Origin of the sequence: Pseudoalteromonas sp. CF6-2 (assembly GCF_021729425.1) — a bacterium.
Taxonomy (GTDB): Bacteria; Pseudomonadota; Gammaproteobacteria; order Enterobacterales; family Alteromonadaceae; genus Pseudoalteromonas; species Pseudoalteromonas arabiensis.
On sequence record NZ_CP091443.1, the window covers coordinates 312,643 to 324,261 of the forward strand.

Here is an 11,619-nt window from a genome sequence, read left to right on the forward strand (position 1 = left end):
TTAGCTTTAGCTATAGGAAAAGATACGCGCTATAACAAGTAAAAGTTAGCTATTGATATCTTTTCCTATACCAACTTCAGTTTTCAACATATATGATAATAGGCTTTGCGCATCAGGATGCTTATCTTTTTTTAACCCTGCTACAACACCTAGTTGATCAGCTATTGATTTATGCTGGCCTAACTTTTCTTTTGCCTGAATTGAGTCAAGTTTGATTTTAATACCAATAATCCCGCGTAGTAGCTTCGCTTGATAGTCACCTGGCAGCAAACTTGTGTCGTTTAAAATACTCGGCTCGTATTGGCTAATTAACTCATCTAAGCAAACCAAAGTATTGTCGTCATCAAGGTATTCAACCTTGCCTTTTGCATGAACCGCAGTGTAATTCCAAGTCGATACAGCTGGCTTTTCAGCATACCAAGTGGGTGATATATAGCTATGCGGACCATTAAAAACTACTAACACATGCGTATCTTGTAAGCTTTTACCATGCTTGTTTGCCCGTGACACATGACCATATAAAGTACCAAACTCACCTTCATCGGGTTTATACACCAATGGCAAATGTGTGGCTTCAAATTCACTATCTATCATCAGCGCAAAGCTATAGGTTTTTATAAATTGTGAAACTCGCTCTGGCGTCATTTTCCACTTGTTGGGTGTGTGCATGCTTTTCTCATATTATTAAAATTGCTCAGATTGTTTGAATCTATCATTGTAATTGATAAAGAATTTTCTACTAGCCTTTACCCGCTACTTCAATCACAAATGATGCCGTGTCCTTTAACCAGTTCGAAAAATTAACAAATCAAAACACCTTTAAGTTAGAGCAAAGCAACTAAATGATAATTGTTTGCATTATCGTTTAATGCATGATACCTTCCTACTTATCGGTACAGGGTGTTGCGGATTTTAATTAATTAGAGACGGAAAAAGCTCTTCTGGTCTCTTGGTTACTTAATCAATGTTAAAGGATATACATATGGAAAATTTTAAACCACCGCAATATCAATGGATTAATGATTCTAACTATCAAACTAAACCCAAACAAACTGCTGCCCCACTTTTTGGTGTTTCACCAATGCAGGATTACGCACAATTAATACAATTGGGTATAAGCACCCTCAGCGAGCGTATTAAAGAAGTTAATTCTCCTACCAGTGGAGTACAACCTGCACAGTTACAAGAAGAATTTGCAGCCATTGATCTAAACACACCTTTAAGTGACATAAATCAAGTCCTCGAAGAGCTAGATCACCTTTATTTAAAACACGCGATATACTTCCATCATCAAGATTACCTTGCTCACTTAAATTGCCCAGTTATGCTTACATCGCTGCTGGCGGAGTTGTTTAGCTCTTCGATAAACACCGCTGTTGAAACATGGGATCAAAGTGCAGGCGCAACATTTATAGAACAAAAAGTGATTGATTGGACATGCCAAAGAATCGGTTACGATGAGGGCGCAGACGGCGTGTTTACTACTGGCGGAACCCAGTCAAATTTAATGGCATTATTACTTGCACGTGAGTTGGCAGGCAAATTAGAACCACACAGCCATACAAATATTACTTCTGGCTTAAGCAGTAATGCACATCGTTATCGAATTCTTTGTTCTGAATATAGCCATTTTAGTATTCAAAAAGCAGCCGCATTATTGGGTCTTGGTCATGATGCTGTTATCAGTGTTGCGTGTGATGAAAATCGCTGTATTGATACCCATAGCCTCGAAAACACATTAAATGAACTTCAAAGAGCAAATTTATTACCAATTGCGGTAATCGCCACGGCTGGTACAACAGATTTTGGCGCAATTGACCCGATAGCGAGCATTGCTCATTTATGTAAAAAGCATAACTGTTATTTACACGTCGATGCGGCTTATGGTGGCGCTTTGTTAGTGTCACAACGCCATAACGAACGTTTGTTAGGCATTGATTTAGCTGACTCTGTAAGTATTGATTTTCACAAAACATTTTTCCAGCCAGTATGCTGCTCTGCCCTATTGGTTAAAGACAAGCGGTTATTGAGCTTTCTAACTTATCACGCCGATTACCTCAATCCAAAGGCTCAAGCACAAGCCGGCGTTCCTGATTTAATAAATAAAAGCTTACAAACAACGCGCCGATTCGATGCGTTAAAGCTCTGGTTAAGCTTAAGAACAGAAGGGCCTGATGCGATTGGTGCCATGTTCGATACCTTGCTTGAAAAAACACAACAGGTATACCAACGCTTAACACGTCATAGCCAGTTACAAGCTGCACAAGTTCCATCACTCACTACACTCGTATTTCGATTTAACGATAGCACCTTGAGCCAAACTCAGCTTGATGAATGCAACCGCACTATTCGCAGGGCCTTAGCTCAGAGTAGCCGTGCCATGATTGCAGCAACAAAAGTGAACAATGTTCAGTATTTAAAATTCACTTTATTGAACCCTCACGCATCGATAGACAGCATAGACGAGGTATTGAATGAAATTTGCAAAATTGGCGAACAATATGTGATCGACTGCAAAAGCAAACAATTGTGCACAGCTTAAGGAAAAGACAATGAAACCAGAAATTTATGATTTAATCGGAATAGGTGTAGGCCCGTTTAATTTAAGCTTAGCAGCGCTTTCTTCGCCACTTTCAGACTTGAAGACGCTATTTGTTGACAGTCGCCCTAAATTTGATTGGCATCCAGGTATGTTATTAGACTCTGCGAGTCTGCAAACCCCTTTTATGTCAGATTTAGTGACGATGGCAGACCCAACAAGTCAGTTCAGTTACTTAAATTTTGCCAAGCAGACTGGTAAATTGTATTCGTTTTATATTCGCGAAAACTTTTTTTTACCGCGACAAGAATATAATCAGTATTGCCAGTGGGTGTGCCGCCAGTTAAATAATCTCAAGTTTAATTTTCACGTAGAAAACCTCGAATACGAGCAACAGCTCGACTGTTACCGAGTCTCTGGCAAAGATAAAGTAACTGGCAAGGTACAAGATTTATATTGTAAACATTTAGTGCTCGGTACCGGTACTCAACCTTGGCTACCTGAATTTTGCCCGACAGATAAGCACATAACTCACTCTTCACAGTACCTTAATAACAAAGCAATGTTACAAAGCAAGTCTGACATTACTATTGTTGGCAGTGGTCAGAGTGCAGCAGAGATTTTCCATGATTTACTGCTAGATATTGATAAATTTGGTTATCAATTACGCTGGTTGACGCGTTCACCGCGGTTCTTTCCTTTAGAGTACACCAAGCTTACTCTGGAAATGACATCGCCTGAGTATATTGATTATTTTCATAATTTACCAAGTGCGAAGCGACAACAACTTATCCACTCGCAAAAGTCGCTTTATAAAGGAATTAATTCAGAGCTCATTAACGATATTTACGATTTGCTCTATCAAAAGAAACTGAATTGCGATTTCTCAGCCGAGCTTTTGACGAATACCTCATTAACGAACATTAAACAAGAAGGCCAAAAACTTGCCCTCTCATGCCTACATAACGAGCTAGAGCAAGATTTTAGCTTTAACACTAATGCACTTGTAATGGCGACAGGCTATCAATATCAGTTACCCACCTTCATTGAACCATTACGGCATAAATTAAACTTCGATGAGAACGGCGAGTTACAAGTAAAACGTAACTATAACATTGATGAGCAGGGTCGCATTTTTGCACAAAACCTAGGCCTTAACAGCCATGGATTAACAGTGCCAGATCTCGGAATGGTGTGTTATCGCAATGCCATCATATTAAAGCAAGTATTAGGTAAAGCGCCTTATAGCATTGAAGAACGCATCGCCTTCCAACAGTTTGGCATTCCTAAAACAGAGAGCTTTGCGCCCTCACATAGTAAAACAGCTTCAATGTCACAGGAGGCTATGTGAGCAATTGTAACCACGCAGAGGTCAGTAAAAGCTTCGCTAGCCAGTGCCAAGCAATAATAAACACGGACGCCTTTGTTATTGATGACTTTCGTTTTTACATTTACCAAGCACAGAAGCACTTTCCCTTATTAAATAGCTGGCTGGCTCAAGATTATGCCCACTTTTGGGGAATGCAAAATATGAATGCAGAGCAACGCCAAAGTGAACTTGCTCCCGCACCTCATAAACTAGCACTTATAGCTTACCAAGATGCGATTCCTGCTTTTTTTATTGAATTGTATGACCCGCAGTTTGACGAAATCGGTAAACATTTTGAAAAGCAATCTGGTGATTGTGGAATGCACCTTTTACTTGCCCCCGTAATCACCCCGCAAAGTGGTTTTAGTCGGCGTGCTATTACAGCAACAGCAAAACTCATCTTATCTCAATTAGGTTTTACTCGATTAGTTGTTGAGCCTGACATTAACAATCAAAAAATACATAAGCTAAATAAAAAAATAGGCATTCAGAGCAGTCATATCGTTCGCCTTACAAACAAAGATGCATGGCTAGGTTTTGCTGATCTAGCAAGCTTTGAAGCAGCTACAACACAAGGAGACTAATTATGGAAATCATTAAAAATTCATTCCCTCAACATTTATCTGAATCTTTATGGCAAGGTGCTAATCAACATTTAGTCGCCAAAATACTGTGTGAGTTTAGTCATGAAAAACTAATAAAACCTATTGCAGCAAAAGAAGATAGAAAACAAACATTGCAGCAATTTCAGTTATTATTAGAAAGCAACCAAGGGCTTTTAAGTTATGACTTTAGTGCTCGCCACTATCAACTAGATCACCTACATATTCAGCCAGAATCAATTGTCTGCAAACTAGATGGCATTAACCAAGATTTAGATGCAGTAACGCTCATTATTGCCCTAAAAGATCGTTTAGGTATTACTGATAGCCTCTTACCAACTTATTTAGAGGAAATCACCAGCACGTTATACAGTAAAGCATTTAAATTGCTTCACCAAAATAAACCCGTTTCAGAGCTGGTACATTGCGATTATCAACAAATTGAAGCGGCCATGACCGAAGGTCACCCAGTATTTGTCGCTAACAATGGTCGTATTGGCTTTGATATGGATGACTGCCACACTTTTACACCTGAAAGTGGTCAAGCAATGAAATTAGTCTGGTTAGCTGTTGCGCGGGTAAACACAAGCCTAGCAATGATTGAAGAGCTTAATTACGAGCGTTTTATTGAAAGTGAATTAGGCAGCCAGCAAGTTGCAGCATTTAACAACATAATTGCTGAGCATGGTAAAAAAGCTGAAGACTATTACTTTATGCCTGTGCATCCTTGGCAATGGCGCGAAAAAATTAGCCGAATTTTTGCTGCTGATCTTGCTCGTAAGCAACTTGTTTATCTTGGTCACAGTGAAGATGACTATCAGGTACAACAGTCGATTCGCACATTCTTCAACTTAAATAACAACAAGCGTTGCTACGTCAAAACCGCATTGTCTATATTGAACATGGGCTTTATGCGCGGGTTATCTCCTTATTACATGAGCCGAACGCCCGAAATAAACACCTTTGTTGCTGAGCTTGTGAACAGCGACCCATACTTTGCTAAAAAACGCTTTGTCGTTTTAAGAGAAACCGTCGCAATTGGTTATCACCATAAATATTACGAGCAAGCATTAGAAAAAGACACGCCTTATAAAAAAATGCTCAGTGCACTTTGGCGAGAAAGCCCTTTCAGTTTAACGTATCAGGGAGAACCGTTAGTTAAAGAAAACCAACAACTTTTGACATTGGCCGCCTTGCTACATCAAGACAGCCAACAAAATAGCTTGCTTGTTGAACTCATTAATACCTCTCAACTCACAGCAAGTGAGTGGGTAAGCAAATTGCTGGATCTTTATTTACAGCCTCTATTACATGCATTCTTTGCGTATGATTTAGTGTTTATGCCCCATGGTGAAAACCTAATCCTTGTTTTAGAAGAACACCAACCAGTTACTATTTTAATGAAAGATATTGGCGAAGAAGTCGCAATTCTAAACGGCAATTCACCTTTACCAGGTCATGTCGCTGACTTAGCGGTGAGCCTAGAAGAGGACATGAAATTAAATTATATACTGCTAGATATTTTCGACTGTATCTTCCGCTTTATCGTACCGCAGCTTGATGCGCAAAATTGTTTAACTGAACATGATTTTTGGCAATTAGTCGCTGATAAAGTTTATCAGTATCAGCATGAAAACCCGCAATTTTCCGAAAAATACACACGTTACAACTTATTTAAGGCTCGCTTTACGCGCACCTGCTTAAACCGCATTCAATTGAATAATAATCAGCAGATGATTGACCTTGAAGATAGAGAGAAAAATCTCCGTTTTGCTGGGGATATCAAAAATCCACTGCATGATTTTGCCACTCGTCATGACTTTCAACATGACACAACAATGGCCTAAGCATAGGCCTCACTATTTATAGACGTAATAGGACTACGGATAAAAATGAAAAAGACGAACTACTTTACACTCACGCCTGTCGCACTTTCTTGTTTAGCGATATTTAGCCACTCTTTACAGGCTGAGCAAAAAAAGCATCACGATATGGAAGTACTCACAGTCGTTGGTGAACAAAACCATGCTCAAGGCTATAAAGTTGAGCAAATGAGTACCGCAACGGGTTTAGATTTATCATTTCTAGAAACACCGCAATCAACCACAGTCGTGACTGAGCAAGCGATAAAAGATCAACAACTAAACTCAGTTATTGAAGTGATGAACAGCGTAACAGGGATTAATACCCGCCCTTCTGACAACGACCGCTACTCAATCAGTGCCCGCGGTATTGGCGTAAGCAGTATTTTGTATGACGGCGTGGCAACAACCTACGATACACGTTTTAACTATGGTGACAACTTAATGGATAGCGCAATTTATCAGCGCATAGAAGTTGTTCGTGGTGCAACAGGTTTGATGCTCGGGGCGGGTAGCCCGTCTGCTGCGATTAATTTAGTTCGTAAGCGTCCGACAGAAGAATTTCAAGCAAGCGTAAGCCTAAGTACAGGTTCTTGGCAACAGTTACGCGGTATTGTTGATTTATCGGGCGGCTTAAATCAAGACGCAAGTGTTCGAGGTCGAGTGGTCGTAGCGTATCAAGATCGTGAAAGCTATCAGCATCGTTACGAGCAGCAACGACAAACACTATACGGTATTATCGAAGCAGATATAGGTCGTAATACATTGCTGACGTTAGGTGCTGACTATCAAGACACCAAACCTGAAGGCTCTATGTCTGGCGGATTACCGTTATTCGACAACCAAGGCAATAGAACTAACTACAGCCACCATACGTCAACAGCCCCACGCTGGGCGTCATCCAAAACCAAAGCATTGAATAGCTTTGCCACGATTGAACATAACTTTAGTGATGACTGGCAACTCAAAGCAAGCTACATTTATGGCGATAACGATTTAGAATATGATGTGTTATGGGCTACAGGTCACCCAGACCCAATAACCAACGAAGGGATGATACCTGGCTCATTAGCATTTATTGATGGTAATCGAACCCAACATACATTCGACTTAAAATTAACGGGCCGCTTTACCCTCTTTGACCGCTCACAACAAATTCTAATTGGTGCAAATCAACAGAAGCAAGAGTTTGCCAATCCATATTATGGCTCTTTAGATGAGGCTCCACCTTTAGGTGACTTTAGAGATAAAGATTTTACATATCCGACCCCTACATGGAGCGATGAAGTTCTGTATGGTTCATGGGGGGAAACAAAGCAACAAGCAATATACCTCGCCTCTGATATTGCGTTAACCGACGCACTTTCAATGGTAATAGGTGGGCGTATTGATAATTGGGAAACTGACCAAGACAATTTTGGCACCGTTCATGATTACGAAGTTGATAATGAATTTACCAGCTATGTCGGCGCCACCTATGCGATTGGGCAAAATGTATCACTGTATGCCAACTACACAGATATTTTTACACCACAAAGTAGAGTGCAAGCTGATGGCAGTTACCTCGATCCTGTTAAAGGAAAAAACTATGAAGCAGGTATAAAAGCCAGCCTATTTGAAGAAGCATTAGACACCTCACTTTCGGTGTTTGAGATCCGTCAAGATAATGTTGGTGAAGCAACGGGGGAAACCTTACCAGGAACAACGGTTCCTATATACCGCGGTATTGATGGCACTAAAACGCAGGGATTCGAACTTGAAGCCAATGGTTCAATCAATGAACAATGGAACGTCTATTTTGGTTATAGTCAATTTGAAACAGAAGACCCTGATGGTGAAAAAATAACGACCACCAGCCCAAAACATCAAGTAAAACTCTTCACTACTTATGAATTAGATAACTGGGTAAATGGCTTACAACTGGGTGCTGGCGTTAATTGGCAAAGTGAGATCCGCAGAGATGTTACTAAGCCAGATAGAAGCTCAGTGGAGGTTAGCCAGCAAAGTTATGGGCTTGTTCGATTAATGGCAAGATACAATGTAAACGATCAACTAACATTGCGCGCTAACTTAGACAACGCATTCGATAAACGTTATTACAGCCAATTAGGCTTTTATAACCAGTTTCAATATGGCGCACCACGGAACTTTAGCATCACTGCTCAATATAGTTTCTAAGTAACTCGACATTATTGCGAATTGCTATTATGCCGCCTCTGTATGAGGCGGCATAAAATACACTTAAAGACGCAATTTTATGAAGAAGTTTCCACCCCAGCACAATGAAAGTACAAACATACATGGCGTTACACGATACCACTGAGCTAAACTCTTTACTGGAGCGACAAGCTCCATTTTATAGCCAGCATTTTAAACTTATTGAGCCACATCAACCTCTCCCCAAAAACTGCCAACCATTATCACAACGATTAAAAAAACCACATTATACAGAATCGCTCATGACTTTTTCTAAGAGCTATCAGCAACAGCAACAAGAATCAATCGACCTTAGCGCATTACATTCTATGTGGAGCCAATGGTTTTTCGGCTTTTTACTTCCGCCACTATTAGAGTACGCATTAAAAAGCCAAACAAGTGTATTGCATGCTGCAATGAACCTTAAAAACTGGCATTGGACTTATCATCAAACGGGGCGAGTGGAATGTTTCTATTTAGTGCTTAGAGAAGATCAAGTTCAAAGACCGACTGAGTTACCCATCACATTACTAGAGCGGTTACTTGTTAAGCTGATAAACCCTATTATAAAACAACTAAGTACCCTGTCGCCGGTGTCAGAAAAGTTATTTTATAATCATGTTGCGTACTGTTTTTATTGGTATTTATCAGAAATGTCGTTGGCTCAGGAATGTAAACTTAATTTACTAAACCAGTTATTTAGTAAGGACACATTATTACTCGCTAAAGGCGCTACTTTGCCACACCCTTTATGGCGCAAAATTAGACTTAAAAATAGTGAGTACCCGCGTATTATGTGTTGTTTACGGCACAAATTACCTAACACACCAATGTGTACTATTTGCCCATTGAACAAAAATAAACACAAGATCTGTAAAACTGCGATATGAAGGCTCTGTAAAAGAGCCTTTATAGAATAGAATGTTTGAGCAAGGCTTTATTGCTCAAACATAGCCTTATTTAACCATCAACAATTATGCGTAGCATACGACGAAGAGGTTCGGCCGCGCCCCATAAAAGTTGGTCCCCCACTGTAAATGCACTGATGTATTCTGGACCCATGGCTAACTTACGAATACGGCCTACCGGAATAGACAAGGTGCCCGTTACTTTAACAGGGGTTAAGTCTGTAGCCGTCATGTCGCGGTCGTTTGGAATAACTTTGACCCATTCATTGTGAGAAGCCAGAATCTCTTCCACTTTTTCTACGCTGATATCTTTGCGTAGCTTAATCGTCATTGCTTGTGAGTGACAACGCATAGCACCAATGCGAACACATAAGCCATCAACAGGGATAGGTTGCTGGCTACTACCTAAAATCTTGTTTGCTTCAACTTGTGCTTTCCACTCTTCTTTACTCTGACCGCTTGGCATTGGTACATCAATCCAAGGGATAAGACTACCTGCTAAAGGCACACCAAACTGGTCTTGCGGTAAATCACTTGAGGCGATTTTTTCAGTGACTAGTTTATCAATTTCAAGAATTGCCGCGTTAGGATCAGCCAGCTTGTCTGCCACTGTTTCGTGAATTGCACCCATTTGTGCGATTAACTCTTTCATGTTGCGGGCACCAGCACCAGAAGCAGCTTGATACGTCATTGGGCTAACCCATTCAATCAAGTCTTGCTCAAATAAACCACCCAGCGCTAACAACATTAACGATACAGTACAGTTGCCGCCAACATAGGTTTTAACCCCCTGCTCTAAGCCTTGATCTATAACGTCTTTATTCACTGGATCAAGAACAATAATGCTATCGTCACTCATACGCAGTGCAGATGCAGCGTCAATCCAGTAACCTTGCCAACCTGATTCGCGTAATTGTGGGTAAACGGCTTTGGTATAGTCACCGCCTTGGCAAGTCACAATAATATCCATCTTCGCAAGCTCAGCAATATCATTCGCATCTAAAAGCGGCTTAGCAGGGCCCGCAATATCGGGGCCTAATTGACCGGTTTGTGAGGTGGTGAAAAAAGTCGTGTCGATCTTAGAAAAATCATTTTCTTGCTGCATACGCTCTAATAACACAGAGCCAACCATGCCCCGCCAACCGACTAATCCTACTTTTTTCATTGTTTGTTCCACTGTTTGATTCATTCAAATTACCTAAACTGTTAAAAATTAAAGTCCATTGCGTGAGAATTTAATTTTTACAGAAGTAATCTAGCATTGCGGCCCCAGCAAAACTAGTGCTAGTCATAGAATATAAAATTTTTTCATCTTGGCTTAGTAATCTCACCTCAAATACTCAATTTGTTGCTCATACTTTTTCTAGTTCTAGCGAACTCTAGTCACTTACGACGTAAAAACTGAGCTGATTTCTTTATGCAATTAATACAAATGCCATAAACAAGATTCATAATCATTTCGCACTTTGTAGTAGGAAGTACTGTGTATTTTTTATTTTTAAAAAGGAATCAAACAAATGAAAAACCTATACTTTTCTGGCCTAATTGCGGCTTTGCTATCTTGTGGAGTTTCTGCAAATGCTAACGAAATTGATGTGGAGGCGAATACTTCTTTCACACGCTCTACAACCAGTGTCGAGCAAGTGGCGGGTTCTGCAACAAGCCTATCTACTGCAACTTACCTAAACCCAGTGGTTAGAGTAAATGATAGTTATAGAAACTTTTTCGTAGGCTCATTATCTGGCAACCAGTTTTGCAAAGAGCAAGGCCATAAAGAGGAAGTAACAGGAAGTAGCGTAAAATGTGGCGAAGATGAATCTTCTTATGCAGAATACGACTGGTATGATAGCGCATGGGTTTCAAAAAGCACGGGGAGCAAAAACCAGTGTTACCCACTCTATGCAAGCATAAAATGCGGTAATTAGAATTTAGAAAAGAACCCAGTGCTTTCTGGGTTCTTATCCTGTAATTGTATTTGCAATCTAGCCACTAATTTTTATCTGCCTTTTAAATTCTAAGCTTATTAAAAACGTCTCAATAATAGAATCACTGTCCTGAAAATGATTTTACAAAAGTGATGTCGCTAACTTTGCTAGTTAGCTTAAATAGTTGCTACATAAATCCCTCGACAAAAATAAAAAAG

Annotated in this window: 9 protein-coding genes; 7 read left to right on the top strand and 2 right to left on the bottom strand. The window is 40.1% G+C overall.

Annotation, left to right across the window (positions count from 1 at the left end; translation table 11 throughout):
• Nucleotides 1–45: 45 nt before the first annotated feature.
• Nucleotides 46–669 (bottom strand): FMN-binding negative transcriptional regulator, encoded by a 624-nt coding sequence (locus tag L3Q70_RS18160; protein ID WP_062568019.1) that lies wholly within the window; start codon nucleotides 667–669, stop codon nucleotides 46–48.
• 313 nt (nucleotides 670–982) lie between these two features.
• Between L3Q70_RS18160 and L3Q70_RS18165 the strand changes: the two genes are divergently transcribed.
• The 6 genes from L3Q70_RS18165 to fhuF all read left to right on the top strand — a co-directional run bounded on the left by L3Q70_RS18165 (nucleotide 983) and on the right by fhuF (nucleotide 9,458).
• Nucleotides 983–2,542, top strand: a complete 1,560-nt coding sequence (locus L3Q70_RS18165) for an aspartate aminotransferase family protein (protein WP_237115645.1) — start codon at nucleotides 983–985, stop codon at nucleotides 2,540–2,542.
• A gap of 10 nt (nucleotides 2,543–2,552) precedes the next feature.
• Nucleotides 2,553–3,890 carry a SidA/IucD/PvdA family monooxygenase gene (locus tag L3Q70_RS18170; protein ID WP_062568021.1) on the top strand — a complete coding sequence of 446 codons (1,338 nt, stop codon included), beginning with the start codon at nucleotides 2,553–2,555 and terminating at the stop codon, nucleotides 3,888–3,890.
• The gene (locus tag L3Q70_RS18175; RefSeq protein WP_237115646.1) at nucleotides 3,887–4,492 is read left to right on the top strand and encodes a GNAT family N-acetyltransferase; all 606 of its coding nucleotides are present in this window, start codon (nucleotides 3,887–3,889) and stop codon (nucleotides 4,490–4,492) included. Before L3Q70_RS18170 ends, L3Q70_RS18175 begins: the two co-directional genes overlap by 4 nt.
• Before the next feature lie 2 nt (nucleotides 4,493–4,494).
• Nucleotides 4,495–6,357 carry an IucA/IucC family siderophore biosynthesis protein gene (locus L3Q70_RS18180; RefSeq protein ID WP_237115647.1) on the top strand — a complete coding sequence of 621 codons (1,863 nt, stop codon included), beginning with the start codon at nucleotides 4,495–4,497 and terminating at the stop codon, nucleotides 6,355–6,357.
• Between the two features lie 45 nt (nucleotides 6,358–6,402).
• On the top strand, nucleotides 6,403–8,550 hold the full coding sequence (locus tag L3Q70_RS18185) for a TonB-dependent siderophore receptor (protein ID WP_237115648.1): 2,148 nt from the start codon (nucleotides 6,403–6,405) through the stop codon (nucleotides 8,548–8,550).
• A 281-nt stretch (nucleotides 8,551–8,831) separates the two neighbouring features.
• Nucleotides 8,832–9,458 carry a siderophore-iron reductase FhuF gene (gene fhuF / locus L3Q70_RS18190; RefSeq protein WP_237115649.1) on the top strand — a complete coding sequence of 209 codons (627 nt, stop codon included), beginning with the start codon at nucleotides 8,832–8,834 and terminating at the stop codon, nucleotides 9,456–9,458.
• A 70-nt stretch (nucleotides 9,459–9,528) separates the two neighbouring features.
• Here the strand turns inward: fhuF and asd are convergent, their stop codons facing one another.
• Complete coding sequence (asd, locus tag L3Q70_RS18195; protein WP_062568026.1) at nucleotides 9,529–10,665, bottom strand: aspartate-semialdehyde dehydrogenase; 1,137 nt, start codon at nucleotides 10,663–10,665, stop codon at nucleotides 9,529–9,531.
• Nucleotides 10,666–10,993: 328 nt separating this feature from the next.
• On the opposite strand from asd, the gene L3Q70_RS18200 reads away from it, so the two are divergent.
• Nucleotides 10,994–11,401 carry a hypothetical protein gene (locus tag L3Q70_RS18200; RefSeq protein ID WP_237115650.1) on the top strand — a complete coding sequence of 136 codons (408 nt, stop codon included), beginning with the start codon at nucleotides 10,994–10,996 and terminating at the stop codon, nucleotides 11,399–11,401.
• The last annotated feature ends 218 nt before the right edge of the window (nucleotides 11,402–11,619 follow it).

What these genes read in the sequence shown, in the direction of transcription:
- asd (WP_062568026.1), bottom strand. Translation starts at nt 10,665, where the DNA reads ATGAATCAAACAGTGGAACAAACAATGAAAAAAGTAGGATTAGTCGGT.
- L3Q70_RS18170 (WP_062568021.1), top strand. Translation starts at nt 2,553, where the DNA reads ATGAAACCAGAAATTTATGATTTAATCGGAATAGGTGTAGGCCCGTTT.
- L3Q70_RS18180 (WP_237115647.1), top strand. Translation starts at nt 4,495, where the DNA reads ATGGAAATCATTAAAAATTCATTCCCTCAACATTTATCTGAATCTTTA.
- L3Q70_RS18165 (WP_237115645.1), top strand. Translation starts at nt 983, where the DNA reads ATGGAAAATTTTAAACCACCGCAATATCAATGGATTAATGATTCTAAC.
- L3Q70_RS18185 (WP_237115648.1), top strand. Translation starts at nt 6,403, where the DNA reads ATGAAAAAGACGAACTACTTTACACTCACGCCTGTCGCACTTTCTTGT.
- L3Q70_RS18200 (WP_237115650.1), top strand. Translation starts at nt 10,994, where the DNA reads ATGAAAAACCTATACTTTTCTGGCCTAATTGCGGCTTTGCTATCTTGT.
- fhuF (WP_237115649.1), top strand. Translation starts at nt 8,832, where the DNA reads ATGACTTTTTCTAAGAGCTATCAGCAACAGCAACAAGAATCAATCGAC.
- L3Q70_RS18160 (WP_062568019.1), bottom strand. Translation starts at nt 669, where the DNA reads ATGCACACACCCAACAAGTGGAAAATGACGCCAGAGCGAGTTTCACAA.